The organism is Rhodococcus sp. NCIMB 12038 (assembly GCF_002165735.1).
Lineage (GTDB): Bacteria > Actinomycetota > Actinomycetes > Mycobacteriales > Mycobacteriaceae > Rhodococcus_F.
On sequence record NZ_NHML01000041.1, the window covers coordinates 1 to 14,953 of the forward strand.

Below are 14,953 nucleotides of genomic sequence, written 5' to 3' on the forward strand. Positions count from 1 at the left end.
GCTCTAGGCGGCCGTGCCCGGCCTGGACGACGAACAGCCCGGACAGTCCGTCGAGGTAACTCTTGCCGGTGGAGTCGAAGATGCGGGCGCCGTCGCCGCGGGTGATGATCGGCGGGGTGATGTTGTCCCCGTGCCGGGAGAAATGCCCCCACAGGTGGCGGCGGGCGGTCGCTTCGAGGTCTGCTGTAGTGCGCGAGGAGGTGGTTTCCGTAGTCATCGGGTTCCCCAATCATATTGCTGCTTGACAAGTTTCAGGTACACCATCGTCTCGGTGCCGAGCACGCCGGGAATGGTGCGAATCTCTTTGTTGAGCACGGTCAGGAGGTGGTCGTCGTTCTCGCACACGATCTCGGCCAGGATGTCGTAGGCGCCTGCCGTCAGCACGACGTAGTCGATGGCGTCGACGTCGGCGAGCCGGGCGGCGATCTCGGTGACGTCTCCCGAGCAGCGGATCCCGACCATGGCCTGGCGTGAGAATCCCACCTGCACGGGGTCGGTGACCGCGACGATCTGGGTGACGCCGGTGTCGATCAGCTTCTGCACGCGTTGGCGTACAGCCGCTTCCGACAATCCGACGACCTTGCCGATGGCGGCGTACGACCGTCGTCCATCCTCTTGAAGTTGCTCGATGATCTGCTTGGACACGGGATCGAGAGACGGGGGCTGCTCAGACATGGTCGAATCCTCCCTTGCTCACTGTGTCGAAGACAATCGGTGCTCACTTTGTCGAAGACAATCGGTGCTCTCTGTGTCGAAGACAATCGGCTCGGACATTGTCGGAAACTATCGCCTCTTCCCGGTGGCTTCGGCGCTCGTCACTCGGGCACCTTCACTTCCGTGTCGGCGGTGAGGGTGCGTCCGCGGAAGAAGTTCTTGGAACCGGTGGCGAAACACACCAACATGAGGGGGATTCCGACGACCAGCATGCCGACGCCGAGAACGAACACACCACCGAACGGGCCGAACGCGGTGAATCCGTAGTCGGGGCGCAGCATGTCGACGGCACTCTGAACGAAGGCCCACGTCATGCAGAGCGCGCCGAGCAACGGGAAGATGCCGCGCATGAACAGATTCCGGGCCGAGTCGAACAGGGTCCGCCGGAAGTACCAGACGCAGGCGTAGGCGGTAATGCCGTAGTAGAAGGCCACCGCGAGCCCGAGCGAGGCCACCGAATCCTGCAACGCGTTGGAACTGGCGAACGACAGCACCAGGTAGAACAGCAGCGCCGCCGCCCCCATGACGAGGGTTCCGAAGCCGGGTGTCATGTATCGGGGGTGCACGGACGCGAACCGTTTCGGCAGCGCTTCGTAGACCGCCATCGACAGCGTTCCGCGCGCCGTCGGCAGGATGGTGGTCTGGGTGGAGGAGAGCGCGGAGATCGACACCGTCAGCAGCAGCAACGACGCGGCCACCGGCCCCGCGACCGGCCCGCCCAGGGTGGTCAGCACGTCGTCGACATTCTCGGGGTTGTTCAGCCCGATCCCGGTGTCGCCGAACCCGGCGAACGACTGGACCGCGTATCCGACCAGCACGTACGTGGCCACGAGGATGACCGTCGTCAGCACCGCGGCGCGGCCCGGCGTCCGCTCGGAATCCTTCGTCTCCTCACCCACGGCGAGGCAGGCGTCCCACCCCCAGTAGATGAAGATGCACAGGATGATCGCCTGCGCGGCACTCGACATCGAGATGCCGGTGGGGATGATCCAGTCGAGTTGCGGGGTGACCGCCTGCGGGCCGGCGGTGCCGCCGAACACCTTCGCCAATGCGAGGACGCTGACGCCGATGAGGACGGCGAACTGTACGGCGATCAGGACGTTCTGCAGCCGTTCGCTGATAAGAATGCCGCGGAAACTGACGTAGGTCATGGCCGCGATGAAGAAGCACCCCAGCAGCACCTTCGCGGCGAGCGACTCGGCCGCCGCGTGCAACCCGAGCACCTCGAACAGGTAGATCGCGGCGATCTCCGCGGTGTTGGCGAGGACGATGATCGCGGACACGGCGAGCCCCCACCCCGCCATCCAGCCGACCCACGGACCGAACGCCTTGGTGCCCCAGGTGAACGAGGTGCCGCAGTCCGGGGTGTCCCGATTCAGCTCGCGGTAGGCGAACGCCGTGAGCAGCATCGGAATGAAGGCGACGAGGAACATCGACGGTGCCTTCTCACCGACCGCGAGCACGACGTATCCCAGCGTCGCGGCGAGACTGTAGGCCGGTGCGACGGAGGACAGCCCGATCACCGTGTTGCCGATCAATCCCAGTGCGCCGCTGTTGAGCCCCTTCGCGGGGCTGAGCGGATCGGGAGTCTGGGTCTTCAAGGGTGGAGGCTCGGCAATGCTCATTCATACTCCCTCGAGGTGTGGCTGTGGGCTTCAGTGCCCGGGCAGGTGTGGTTAAGGGGTGCAGTGGTTTTCGTGTCTAGGGGATCGGCGCGGCGAGGTATACCTTCCGTAGCGTGTCGCGCACGACCCACCGGGTCTTCTGACCGGCCCGCACGCGAACGACACTTCCGGGACCGAGGTCGAGATCCGGGGTGCCGTCCTCGAACTGCACGGTCGCGTCGCCGCTGAGCACCACGAACACCTCGTCGATCTCGACGTCGCACGAGACGCTGGGCTCGATTTCCCACACGCCGACGGTGATGTCGGCGAAGTCGCCGAGCACGCGTTCGCCGACCATCGGCGCTCCCTCGCCGACCACCTGGTCGTCGGGCAGGCGGTGGTAGGTGAGATCGGCGGTCCGAGCCGCGGTGTGCGGTCCGGAAAGCCAGGACTCGTCGGTGTGGACGGCGGTCACGAATCGAATCCCAGGCCGACGGCGTCGAGGGCCTTGAGGAAGACGTTCCGTCGGCCTTCGTTGTGGTCGGCGCGGTCGAGCGACCATCGGGTGGCGTTGATGCCTGCTGCCGCCAGCGGCTCCGGAGGGAAGGGGAGGGGCATGTCCCTCACCAGGGCCAACTCGGTCAGGGCCGTCTTCTCGCCGGCGATCTTGTCGAGCATGACGTTCGCCGCGAACCGAGAGGCGCCGACGCCGAGACCGGTGAACCCGGCGGCGTAGGCGATCCGCCCCTTCGCCGCGGAACCGAAGAACGAGCAGAAGCGCGTCGACGTGTCGATGACGCCGCCCCACCGGTGGGTGAACTCGAGACCCTCGAGCTGGGGGAACGTCGTGAAGAAGTGCCGCGCGAGCCTTCTGTGGGACTCGGGACGGTCTTCGAGGTCGTGGTTCAAGCCGCGCCCGAAGTGGTAGATGGCGTCGTAGCCGCCCCAGAGGATCCTGTTGTCCCGGGTGAGCCGGTAGTAGTGGAACTGGTTGGACATGTCGGCGATGCCCTGTCGGGCAGACCATCCCACGTCCGACAGCTGGGCGTCGGACAGCGGCTCGGTCATGAGGACGTAGTCGTACACCGGAACCGTGTGCAGCCGGTACCGCTTCAGCAGGGACGGAAAGGCGTTGGTTGCCAGGATTACTCGGTCCGCCGACAGGGTCGCGCGCGCCGTCCGGACGCCGACTCGGGACGACGAGCGGGAGCGGACGAGGTCGAGAACCTTGGTGTGTTCGTGGATGTCGACGCCGTGCTCCGCGCAGACCCGGCCGAGTTCGGCGGCGAGCTTCGCCGGATGCACCAGCGCGGTGGACGTCTTGTCCCACACCCCGGCCAGATACGTCGGCGAGTTCACCTGCGCGCGCATCGCGGGCCCGTCCAGCACCACGGTCGTGGCGCTCGGCGGGGTGCCGAGCGCTTCCTCGGCCTGGTAGTCGGCGACGGCGACCGAGATGGCGCCGTTCCGTTCGAAATCGCAGTCCAGGCCGAGCGTGTGGACCGTCTTCTCGATCGCGTCGAGGTTCGCGAGCCCGAGCGATTCGAGGGTGTCGATCTCCTCCGGCCAGCGTCGGCGGCCGTTCTCGCTGCCGTGGGTCAGGCTGGCCTCGACGAATCCGCCGTTGCGGCCGGATGCGGCCCACCCGATCGTCTCGCCCTCCACGAGGGCGACGGACAGTTCGGGGTGGCGTTGTTTCGCGAGGAGAGCGCTCCAGAGTCCGGTGTAGCCGCCGCCGACGACCACCAGGTCGTATGCGGCGTCGGCCGTGGCGGCCGGGTAGGTGGGGGTGTCGGCGACGTCCTCGATCCAGAACGGTGCCAACCGGGTGCGCCGGAGCGCATGGTCGACAACCGTGGCGTTCGGTTGTTGCTTCTCGAACACTGTCTGCTGCATGTAGCACCTTTGTCGATGGACTGACCGAAGGTGACGTGTGAGGCACGTCACCGTGTCCCATCCTGACGCGGCGGAGCCACTATTTCAATAGCCAGTGACGAAATTTGTTACCGATTTCGTTGTGCATCTCGGTTTTGGAAACCGAATCGGTTGTCTGGATCGGCTGGAGCCGAACCGCTCGCCGTCAGCGCGCGAGCTTGCCGAGGTGCAGCGACACCGAGCGGACCGGGCTGATCCTCGCCTCGTCTCCGGTCTTGACGGCGTGGATCGTGCCGAATTCGACGGTCTCGTCGGGGTAGCTGCCGGCGAACGCGTAGGCATAGTAGGTTCCCGCGACCGCATCACCCGGGACCGTGTACGTGATGGCCTCCTCGAGGACCTCGCCGGGTTGAAGGTCGACGTCGATCGGCCCGAAGAACGGGTCGCTGGTCCGGTTGTCGGGCGACACGGCGCTCACCCACACCTGGCCGGCGTAGGGGCGATCGTCGGGTGCCTCGACGAGCATGGTGGCGTCGACGGTCCCGCCGTCTCCGGGCAGCGTCGTGTCGGAGTCGGCGCGCAGCGTGACCCGCACCGGCAGATCCGTGTCGGGGTTCGCCGGCCCCGTCGACGCGGGCGAACCGTCGCCGACCTCGGGCCAGCCGTTCGCCCAGACGATCCGGTCGATCATCCCTTCGCGGCGCCGGGCCCCGCTGGGCAGATCCCGGTTGTCGCGCGGAATGGCGTGGTACACGATCCAATCCGCGCCTGCGTCGTCGGAGACCACCGTGTTGTGGCCCGGTCCGGCCCACGGTTCGCTGCCGGCGAGGATGAGGGCGCCGCCACCGTCGTTGAGGTCCTGCCCTTTCCGGTCGAGGTACGGCCCGGTGAGCGATTCGGACCGGCCGACGAGGACGCGGTAGGCGGTGTCGGCGCCGTTGCAGCAGTTGCCCGCCGAGAGGAACAGGTAGTAGTAGCCGTCGTGGAATTCGACGTAGGGGCCTTCGAAGCGTTCGTCGGCGACGCGTACGGGTTCGCCGGCCGCCGCGGTGCCGTCCGCGCTGAGCGGGATGGCGTGGACGCCCTGGAAGTTGCCGACGAACATCGTCTTCGTCGTGCCGTCGTCCCACACGAACGGGTCGATGGTGCCGCCGACGCCGACGTCGTGGGCGCAGAAGACGGGCCGGCCGAGGTCGTTCCACGGTCCGGTGGGGCTGTCGGCGGTGGCGAGACCGATGCAGGGATTCGCCTCGTCGTAGAGCGAGTAGTACAGGCTGTAGTGGCCGTCGGTTTCGAGGACGTTCGGTGCCCACGCCAGCTTGCCGTCCGGGTGCCATGCGGGCCGGTCGGGGAAGACGTCGCCGAGGTACATCCAGTCCATGAGGTCGGCGGACTTGAAGATCGACATGTTGTGCATGCCCTGGCCGTCGCCCCAGTCGTCGGCGGTTGTGTACATGTAGAACATGCCGTCGGAGGCGCGGAGGACGCTCGGGTCGGCGGCCACCGGTTGCACGATGGCTTCGGCACTCGCCGACGGTGCCGGCGCAAGCATGAGGACGAGCAGCGTCAGGGCGGCGGTGATCCACCCGCGCCGCGGCAAGTGTCGGGTGCGGGACCTGTGGAACCCGGATCTGTGCAGCCCGGATTTGTGCAGCGCAGCATCGTCAGTGTCCACGTCGCTCCCCAAACCTCGCCTGCCCGGAATGCGCAAATCTATAAGGGTGAGGTCGAGGTTAAGGGCGGATCCGGCTCACTGCGCCGGACTGCAACCGAACCGTGTTCTGCCGGCGGTGCCCGGTGTCAGGCTGTGGGTTCGAGCAGAACCAGAGGGATCTCGCGATCCGTGCGCTTTTGATACCCGGCATAGCCCTTGTAGGCGGCGGTCACCTGCGGCCACAGACGGGCCCGCTCCTCGGGGTTAGCCACGCGGGCGTGCATCGACTGTGCGGGCTGCCCCTGGACCGAGAGTTGGACCACCGGATTGGCCTGCAGATTCAGGAACCACGCGGGATGGCGGTCGTCGCCGCCGCGTGAGGCCACCACGACGCGGGTGTCGCCCTCCGTCACCGGCACGGTGAGCATGACGGTGTGCACCTTCCCGGACTTGCGGCCGACGGTCGTCAACTCCACCGCCGGCATCTTGCCGAAACTCCGCCCGACTCGCCCGCCCGTGACGCGCAGGAGGACGCGGTGTGCGGCATTCATGAACTTGAGCGCGCGGTCGGAAGGCATGCAATTCAGCGTAACGGGTCGGCGGCCATGCACCGCTGCCGGCGAGTTACTGCCGTTCGTGGACGAGTTCGCTCGGGCCGATGCCGGCCTCGCCGGCGATTCCGGCGAGTTCCGCGTCGACCGACTCGTGCGGCTCGTCGGGTGTGGCCTTCTTCTGCGGGCCGGTGAGCAGCGAGGCGATTCCGCCGATCACGCAGGCGACAATCGCGAAGGCGAATGCCATGGCCAGGCCGTCGGCGAACGGTCCCGAGATCAGCTGCGGGAAGAAGTCCAGGCCGGTCAGGTGCGCCTGCTGCTGCTCGCTGAGTGCGGACAGGTTCGGTCCGAGCAATTCCTGAATCGGGTTGACGCCGAGGAACGCCGCGAACAGGACGGCGACGGCGGGCAGGTTCGCGATCTGGGTGGCCTGCGCCGCGGGCATCTCCGGCGGAACGAGGATCGCCCCTCTGACGGACTACCGCAACGTGGTTCTGTCGGCCGCCACCACCCGCGAGCTCGTCCAACGTGGTCATCAACTTCGGGCCGATCACCTGGAAGACCTTCCACTACGGTAGGTCCGGTCGCTTCCAGGTCGTGGGCATCGTCCCGGCTTCCGAGGGCGTGTGCTTCGGAGCGGATGGTTACCCGACCGGCGTGCACTTCTCACGACGTGGCAATCGGGGCGTACCGGGAAAGCTCGAGAACATCCTCGTGACTGGCCCGAACAGCACTGGGGTAGGGCAGCACCTGCAGATCGGCGCGTACCGGGCCGCCGATATCCCGGACGATCCGGTGCTGTTCAGCGGCGTCTCGAACAACACATTGATGGGCCGGTACCTGGCGATCGTGCACCCGAGCGGCGAGCGAATTCGGAAGGTCTGGGATGACTCCCGCCTTGTGGCGTTCGAGTCTCTCGTCCACGTGTCCACACCTCGCAAGGCAACATCGTCGGGACGATTCGGTCCGGCCGCACCGCGTCCGGGTGGCTGCTTCAAGGTCAAGATGCCCGACCTGCCAAGTTAATCCTCGCTGTAGTTCCTACTCGAAGGTGATGTTCCCGAGCAGCGCATTCGCGATGGCCTCGTGACCGAGGTCGTTCGGGTGGAAGTTGTCTGCGATCTGGCCGCCGATCTGCGCTCCCTCGGGTCCACGCAGGCTAGCGTTGATGTACAGGCTATAGAGCGGGACATACGTTCCGCCCGCATCCCGGCACACCTGCCGAATCGCGTCATCGTACGGAGTCGTGTTCACCTCGGCCCCCCAAGCGCCGGCGCAAATCAGACCGGCGCTGGGGTTCGCCGTACGCACGCTCGTGACCACGCGGGAGTACGCGCCGCGGAATGCCTCGGGAGGGGTGTTGTTGACGTCGTTCGTGCCCAGCTCCACGACCGCCAGGTCAATACCACCGGGCGCATCTGGGTACATACTCGCGAACGACCCTGTACGGATGCCGCTCTTGGCCATCACGATCGGGGTGGCCGGTCCAGACTCGGTCGCCGCGGCCACGATCCGACCCCGGAATGTTCCCGCGTCATCGTTGGTGAAAGATCCCACGGTGAGCGTGTCGCCGTAGAAGAGCAGGTTCGGGGCACGCTTGACGACGGGAGTCGCGGGCAGGGTGGGAGCCGGCGCGGGTGTGTAGGTCGAGACGTAGTCGACGTCGGCCTCCGAGGTTCGCGCCGACGTGGCCCAATACATTCCGACGCCCACAACGATCGCGACCGCCATGAATGCCCAGAAGACGATGGTCTTGGGGTCACGCTTCTCGACGGTCCGCGACCACTTCTTCGACATGCCAAGCATTGTCTCCCACGCCCTTCTGCCCTGCGCGACTAGATCGATCGAATGACATGGTCCCGAATTTGTTGCCCCGAAGCTTGAGATGCTGTTTCTTAGCGGAATGGCAATCCAGTCGAGTGAAGTTGAAAAGATCCGCAAGCGTTGGGAGGATGCGGGCTCACTGCCGTGCGACCACCCCGAGATCCGGCAGGAGTACAACCTGGGCGCGGATACCGAAGACGACGCGTGCACGGCGTGCGGCGAGGAATGGGCGAGGAACCAATCTCCCCGGAAGCGACGGTGGTCGTAACGCCGCACAGAATTGCTCATATCGCCGCGTCGTCCACCACGGGGGCGGGGCATTGGTGCGTTCAGTAGTTACCAGTCTTCTGGGTCGGCGTCCGTGCGCAGCTTCATGCGGCTGCTGACGACGAGTTACTACCGGTCGTGGACGAGTTCGCTCGGGCCGATGCCGGCCTCGCCGGCGATTCCGGCGAGTTCCGCGCCGACCGACTCGTGCGGCTCGTCGGGTGTGGCCTTCTTCTGCGGGCCGGTGAGCAGCGAGGCGATGCCCCCGATCACGCACGCGACGATCGCGAACGCGAACGCCATGGCCAGGCCGTCGGCGAACGGCCCCGAGATCAATTGAGGGAAGAAGTCCAGGCCGGTCAGGTGCGCCTGCTGCTGCTCGCTGAGTGCGGACAGGTTCGGGCCGAGCAGTTCCTGGATCGGGTTGACGCCGAGGAACGCCGCGAACAGGACGGCAACGGCGGGCAGGTTCGCGATCTGGGTGGCCTGCGCCGCGGGCACCCCGTTCGCCATCAGTCCGTCGCTCATCGCCGACGGAAGGTTGGAGCTGAGTCCGGCGATCATCAGACTGAAGAAGAACCCGATCGACAGCACCATCGCCGCATTCTGGAAGGTCGTCATCATGCCGGCGCCGACGCCGCGTGCGTCGGAGGGAAGGCTGTTCATCACCTCGGCCCGGTTCGGCGCGGAGAACATGCCCATTCCGATGCCGTTGATCAACAGAATCGCAGCGAATGCCCAGTACTCGAAGTCGACCGGCAGCGCGATCAGCAATCCGAAGGTTCCCGCGGTGATGAACATGCCGACGCTGGTGAACCACTTGGTGCCGAACCTGTCGGAGATGACCCCGGACACGGGTGCCGACATCAGGAACCCGATGGTCATCGGCAGCATGTAGATGCCCGCCCATAGCGGAGTGCGGCTGTAGTCGTAGCCGTGCTGCGGCAGCCAGATGCCCTGGAGCCAGATGATCAGGATGAACTGCAGCCCGCCGCGGCCGAGCGACGCGACCAGGTTGGCGATGTTGCCCCAGGTGAACGACTTGATTTGGAACAGGTGCAGATTGAAGAGGGGATTGACGACCCTGGTCTCGATGACGCAGAAGGCGGCGAGCACGGCACCGCCGCCGATGAGGCACCAGAGCACCAGCGGACTGGTCCAGCCCATCGACGAGGCCCCGTACGGCTGGATGCCGTAGGTGATGCCGACGAGGACGGCGATCAGTCCGACGGCGAACGTGATGTTTCCCCACCAGTCGATGTCGGCGTGCCGGCGCACGCCGGTGTCGCGGAGTTTCAGGTACGCCCAGATCGTGCCGACCAGACCGAACGGGACGGAGACGAGGAAGATCAGATTCCAGTGGATCGGCGCGAGAATGCCGCCGATGAGCAGTCCGAGGAATGATCCGGAGATCGCGGCGACACCGTTGATGCCGAGCGCGAGCCCACGCTGATCGGCGGGGAAGGCGTCGGTGAGGATTGCCGACGAGTTCGCCATCAGGAAGGCCCCGCCCACGCCCTGGACGACGCGCCACCCGATGAGCCACAGTGCGGCCTCGGACCCGTCGAACCACGTCACGGCCAGGAAGATCGAGGCGATCGTGAAGACGGCGAAGCCCATGTTGTACATCCGGGCGCGACCGAACATGTCGCCGAGGCGTCCGAAGCTGACCACGAGCACGGCCGTCACCACGAGGAAGCCCATCATCATCCACAGCAGGTAGCTCGTGTTGCCGGGCTCGAGCGGGTTGAGGTGAATGCCCTTGAAGATATCGGGGAGCGCGATCAGCACGATCGACGAGTTGATCGTGGCCACCAGCATGCCGAGGGTGGTGTTCGACAACGCAATCCACTTGTAGTGCGGGCCGAGTTCGTCGAGCGTCGTGGCGCGTTCATCGTTCGGGACGGCAGGTTCCTGCGTCTGCGAGACCAAGGAATTTCACCTCTCGGGCTTTCATAGTTTTCAAAAGTAAGTAATCGGAAGGCAAAGTGTTCTGTTGTCGTGTGCGTTCTTGTGGATGACATTCGACTGACCGCGGCGTCCCTCGATCGGAGATGCCCGGTTTGTCCGTTATGTCGATGTCGCTCAATCGGTTCCGCTGGGCAACGTGGATCAACTTTGGATGATACGACGTCTCGACCCACCCCGCAGCCCCAGGCGCTGTGACGTCACCGTGGGCCGATCGGGGGACAGCAGAATCATCCGATTCTCGGCCCGATCGGGGGACAGTCGTGGGGCCTGATCCGCGACAAGATGATGTGCATCAGGGGGCCGGCAACAGGATGAGGAAGATGTCGACGATTGCGAGCACGACCCTGGCCGAACTGGCATCCGAGTGGTGCACCGAGGCGGAGATTCAGATGCAGGCATCGCCTGCACCGGGCGGACGGAACGCGACGCGGAGTGTGCTGTTCATCGGCAACCCGTCCACCGTCACCGAGGTGACGCACTGGGCCGCCGTGCGGCACTGGACGGTGGAGCAGGGACTGAAACCCGTGCGCGAATTCCGCGGCGACGTGGTGTGCGCGATCGTCACCGAGGCCGTTGCCGAGGGCACGTGCCCGTCGGCGGACGCGGCGGTCGTGCAGCGCGTGCGCGCCCGCGGTCTGGACTGCATCCCCGTCTACGACATCGAGCCGTGGGGGACCGCCCGGTTGTCCAGTGTGCGGCCGTCTACATCGGCTCCGTGAGCGCCCGCTGGGCGGCGGGCCAGAACTCGAACCCCGCAGTCATCAGTCCGCCGAGGCCGATGATGACCACCGCGGCGTCGACGCTCGTCCGCCCCTCCTTCGCCCAGTAGACGTCCTCGAGGTCGAGCAGTAGTGCCAGTTCGTCGACGATGAGTGCGGTGCCGACGCCGTACGAGATCGGGACCGTCGGATGGCGGCGCTGTTTCTCCGAGCCCCGCACCGCCACCGTCCCGACGGCAGCCAGCGCCGCGATCCCCAGGTTGTAATGGTGAAAATGGCGGCCGTGGAGACTCATCCCACCACCCGCTGGCCCGTGCCCGCGCCTGATCCAGTGGGTCAACGCCCGCACCCCGGCAAACGTCGCCGTGAACGCCGCCCACGACACGACCGCCGATTGCTCACTCGGATCGAGCTTCCTCCGCCACGCCGCACGCAGACGGCGCAGGCGACTGCGATGGGGTGCATTGTCGAGTTGGCCAATGGTCACGGCGTCAATCGTGCCACTGAGGTGGGTGGTCTATCGGGGGAATCAAGCACCGAGCGAAGAAATGGCCTACACGCGGCAATATCGAATGAAACTTCACCGCTTCGCGCGATGCCCGCCCGCCAATTCGGAGGGCGGGCATTTCTTCGTTCCTAGTTGACGCTGCCGAAATTGAGAGCGTGCATCAATTCCGAGCCGAAGGAGAAGAGCATTCCCCAATGAGTATTCCAAAAGCTGTCTCTATCCATGTGCGCATTCTCTTCTGTGGCTGTGGTGGCTCGGTGCCGATCGTAGAGCGGTCGCTACGGCACCCACGCATTCAGTGCCTCAATGTCATTCATGCGAATGACAGAGTGTGGCCAGCAGTCTATGTTTGCCGCTGCGCACCGATCGGTCGCGGTCGCTACGCGACTTCACGGAGTGGGCGGTGCGCGCGAACAGCGCCGTCTCGCCCGGGATCTGACTCGTGAGTAGGGTTGTGCAAAATACCGAAATTCTGTTCGGCACGCCAGGACTTTTGGCCCTAGTCTGATCGTCCGCCATGATGTAGTCGTGTCATTCGTTCGATATATAGAGCCGTGACCTGCACGGGAACCTGTTCTCGCGCTTGATGTCCCACGCTTGTGACGTTCGCCACTCGATGCGTAACGAAGTTGGTTGAAGGTGCGATCATCATCTCGGCAGCAATACAGGGGGGCGGTCATCAACTACCGCCAACAGTCGGAAGACAGCAGCGCTAGCCGACTTATTGGTTCTCAGGTGGAAGGCACGAATGGTGACCGCATTCGATGTTCCGCTCGGCCCTGCATCAGGCGCGCCGGGCGCGGCAACGGTCTCTTCGGAGACAGGACGACTCGGGAGTCGTCGAGAGTGGCAGGCGGCGTATATCCGGCGTCTGTTGATGTCCGACACCCTGGTGGTGATTGCCGCCGTCGCGTTGGCCCAGTGGATTCGCTTCGGCGACAGCGGTCTTCTGACTACCGGTGAAGCTCTCCACAACCTGAGCTACACACTGGTTTCGGCCTTGCTGGTAATTGCGTGGCTGGTGACGCTGGTGATCTTCAGGACCCGCACCATTCGAGTCATTGGCAGCGGTCCCGATGAGTACCGTCGGATCTTTGTATCGACGGTGCGCCTATTCGGGTTCATTGCGATCCTGGCACTCCTTTTCCGGCTTGACCTGGCACGTCTCTACCTGGCCATCGCGTTCCCGGTGGGCCTGGCTGCCCTGATGGTGAATCGCTGGGTGTGGCGCAAGTTGGTCGCGCGGAAGCGTTCGCGCGGGGAGTTTCAAACCTCCGTCTTGGTCGTTGGTGGCGAACGCGCGGTACGGAATCTCGCCGAATCCTTCGCGCGCGGCACCGCTGATGGGTACCGCGTTGTCGGCGTGTGCATCCCGGGGCATACCGGCAAGCACGGCGACAAGATCACCGTGAAGGGGCGAGAAATTCCCGTTCTCGGAGACGAGCAAGACGTCGTGGAATCGTTGGAGTTTTGCCGGGCAGACACGGTGGCAGTTACGGCGACCGAGCACCTGGGCCACGACGGAATGCGGGACCTAGCGTGGGCGCTCGAGCCGCATCACGTCGACCTCGTCGTAGCCCCCGGGATGATGGATGTGTCGGGCCCCAGGCTCTCGATGCGCCCGGTCGCAGGCCTTCCGCTGATCCATGTGGAGAAGCCCCAGTACCACGGTGCGCAAAGGTTCTCGAAGCTGTCCTTCGACTTCGTCTTCGCAACCCTCGCGTTGATTCTGATCAGCCCGGTTTTGTTGTTCGTCGCACTGGCGATCAAGCTGACGAGCAAGGGGCCGGTCTTCTACAAGTCGGAGCGGATGGGCCTGGACGGCAGGCCGTTCCCGATGCTCAAGTTCCGCAGCATGGTGGTGGACGCCGACAAGCAGATGGCCTCTCTTATGAAGGCTAACGAGGGCGCCGGCGTGCTGTTCAAGATGCGTGAAGACCCGCGGGTTACGAAGGTCGGCCGCTTCATGCGCAAATTCAGCATCGACGAACTGCCCCAGTTCATCAACGTCCTTCGCCGCGAGATGAGCGTGGTGGGCCCGAGGCCGCCGCTGCGTCGAGAAGTCGAGGCTTACGACGGCACCGTGCGGCGCCGGTTGCTTGTGAAGCCCGGAGTTACCGGGCTCTGGCAGGTCAGCGGGCGCTCAGACCTGTCATGGGAAGAGACTGTGCGGCTGGACCTCTCGTATGTCGAGAACTGGTCGATGATGGGGGATCTGTTAATCATCGGCAAGACGGTAAGAGCCGTGTTTGCGAGCGATGGCGCGTATTGACCCCTCCCGGATAGGTTCGCCCAAGCGAATTGCAGAGCAGCAAGCACGCTCAATGAATCTAAAACCTTGCCTGAACGGCCAAGAAAACTCATTCACTCTGTAGTAACGACACTTCCCGCGGTCGCAAAACTATCATCTGAAAGGGGGACTGATATGCAAAGGATCTCATTGGGTCTAGTTCACGCGACGCCAGTTACATTCACGCAATCGATTGACCGAATAATCCGCATGACGAAAGAACGGCGCCCACACATTGTCGTTACGCCAAATATCGCGCACGTGTGGCAGGCGAAGGGCAACCCCGCGCTAGCACAAGCCTACCAACTCTCAAACTTCTCTCCACCAGACGGCTGGCCTGTGGTTGAGGCCCTCCGCCTTCTCAGCGACGTCGAAGAGATAGAACGCGTTACTGGCGCTGATCTCCTAACGAAGCTTTGCGAACTCCCATTGGTAGTTTCGTTTGTCGGTGGACGAGCCAACTCGGCAGAGCTTGCCGCAACGCGGCTATGTCAGAAAAACTCGCAACTGAGGATCGGCGTCGTCGAGAAAGCGCCCCCTGGAGAACTAACAGACGTGGAGTTGCGAACCGCGTTGATCAGACGTGTCGTGAAGTCGGATTCGGACATTGTATTCGTCGGGCTCGGGGTCCCCAAACAAGAGCAGCTCAGCATTGAGCTCTTCCAAGAGATGGACCGTGGAGTTGTCGTGTGCGTTGGTGCCGCGATTGAATTCGCGGCCGGGACGCTTCAGCGAGCGCCCGAGTGGTACGCCAAAACCCGTCTGGAATGGCTTCATAGACTCTCCAGCGAGCCGAGGAAGCTTGCATTGAGATACATTCTTTCGGCACCATATTTCCTGCGAATTGTTGCTCAAGAAATGTACAAATTACGCTGAACCCGTTGATTATGTCCGATATTACTTCAAAGAATGAGTAGCGATGCCCGGATATGAACCGAAATCGGTCGAGCGACTGATAATCCATCAATTTGAT

The 14,953-nt window shown here is 64.3% G+C and carries 13 protein-coding genes and 2 pseudogenes; 4 read left to right on the forward strand and 11 right to left on the reverse strand.

Annotated features, from left to right (window positions below; all coding sequences use genetic code 11):
• The 8 genes and pseudogenes from CA951_RS38160 to CA951_RS43100 all read right to left on the reverse strand — a co-directional run.
• Positions 1-217 (reverse strand): annotated as a pseudogene (locus CA951_RS38160) (aminotransferase class III-fold pyridoxal phosphate-dependent enzyme); the annotation flags it as partial.
• Positions 214-675 (reverse strand): Lrp/AsnC family transcriptional regulator, encoded by a 462-nt coding sequence (locus tag CA951_RS38165; RefSeq protein WP_087561808.1) that lies wholly within the window; start codon positions 673-675, stop codon positions 214-216. The gene CA951_RS38165 and the pseudogene CA951_RS38160, both read right to left, overlap by 4 nt.
• A 140-nt stretch (positions 676-815) precedes the next feature.
• Entirely contained in the window at positions 816-2,339 is a 1,524-nt protein-coding gene (locus CA951_RS38170) for an APC family permease (protein WP_087561809.1), read from the reverse strand.
• Positions 2,340-2,415: 76 nt separating this feature from the next.
• Positions 2,416-2,793, reverse strand: coding sequence for a cupin domain-containing protein (locus CA951_RS38175; RefSeq protein WP_256974248.1), 378 nt, complete (start codon positions 2,791-2,793; stop codon positions 2,416-2,418).
• Complete coding sequence (locus CA951_RS38180) at positions 2,790-4,214, reverse strand: FAD-binding oxidoreductase (RefSeq protein WP_087561811.1); 1,425 nt, start codon at positions 4,212-4,214, stop codon at positions 2,790-2,792. The genes CA951_RS38175 and CA951_RS38180 overlap by 4 nt, the downstream gene beginning before the upstream one ends.
• Positions 4,215-4,398: 184 nt before the next feature.
• Entirely contained in the window at positions 4,399-5,868 is a 1,470-nt protein-coding gene (locus tag CA951_RS38185; RefSeq protein ID WP_087561812.1) for a family 43 glycosylhydrolase, read from the reverse strand.
• Positions 5,869-5,993: 125 nt separating this feature from the next.
• Positions 5,994-6,425 carry a nitroreductase/quinone reductase family protein gene (locus CA951_RS38190; RefSeq protein WP_087561813.1) on the reverse strand — a complete coding sequence of 144 codons (432 nt, stop codon included), beginning with the start codon at positions 6,423-6,425 and terminating at the stop codon, positions 5,994-5,996.
• A 46-nt stretch (positions 6,426-6,471) separates the two neighbouring features.
• Positions 6,472-6,840 (reverse strand): annotated as a pseudogene (locus CA951_RS43100) (MFS transporter); the annotation flags it as partial.
• An 89-nt stretch (positions 6,841-6,929) separates the two neighbouring features.
• Between CA951_RS43100 and CA951_RS38200 the strand changes: the two are divergent.
• Positions 6,930-7,427: a hypothetical protein gene (locus CA951_RS38200; protein WP_179220474.1), complete on the forward strand. Its 498-nt coding sequence runs from the start codon at positions 6,930-6,932 to the stop codon at positions 7,425-7,427.
• A gap of 15 nt (positions 7,428-7,442) precedes the next feature.
• Here the strand turns inward: CA951_RS38200 and CA951_RS38205 are convergent, their stop codons facing one another.
• A complete protein-coding gene (locus tag CA951_RS38205; protein WP_179220475.1) occupies positions 7,443-8,198 on the reverse strand; it encodes an SGNH/GDSL hydrolase family protein in 756 nt (251 codons plus the stop codon).
• Between the two features lie 423 nt (positions 8,199-8,621).
• Positions 8,622-10,424 (reverse strand): MFS transporter, encoded by a 1,803-nt coding sequence (locus CA951_RS38210; RefSeq protein WP_087561817.1) that lies wholly within the window; start codon positions 10,422-10,424, stop codon positions 8,622-8,624.
• 359 nt (positions 10,425-10,783) lie between these two features.
• Between CA951_RS38210 and CA951_RS38215 the strand changes: the two genes are divergently transcribed.
• Positions 10,784-11,182 (forward strand): hypothetical protein, encoded by a 399-nt coding sequence (locus CA951_RS38215; RefSeq protein WP_087561818.1) that lies wholly within the window; start codon positions 10,784-10,786, stop codon positions 11,180-11,182.
• On the opposite strand, the gene CA951_RS38220 is transcribed toward CA951_RS38215, so the two are convergent.
• The gene (locus CA951_RS38220; RefSeq protein WP_087561819.1) at positions 11,166-11,669 is read right to left on the reverse strand and encodes a hypothetical protein; all 504 of its coding nucleotides are present in this window, start codon (positions 11,667-11,669) and stop codon (positions 11,166-11,168) included. The two genes, CA951_RS38215 and CA951_RS38220, sit on opposite strands and share 17 nt — an antisense overlap.
• A gap of 769 nt (positions 11,670-12,438) precedes the next feature.
• On the opposite strand from CA951_RS38220, the gene CA951_RS38225 reads away from it, so the two are divergent.
• Both CA951_RS38225 and CA951_RS38230 read left to right on the forward strand, forming a co-directional pair.
• A complete protein-coding gene (locus CA951_RS38225) occupies positions 12,439-13,962 on the forward strand; it encodes a sugar transferase (RefSeq protein ID WP_087561820.1) in 1,524 nt (507 codons plus the stop codon).
• Positions 13,963-14,241: 279 nt separating this feature from the next.
• Positions 14,242-14,856: a WecB/TagA/CpsF family glycosyltransferase gene (locus CA951_RS38230; protein ID WP_179220476.1), complete on the forward strand. Its 615-nt coding sequence runs from the start codon at positions 14,242-14,244 to the stop codon at positions 14,854-14,856.
• Positions 14,857-14,953 lie beyond the last annotated feature (97 nt).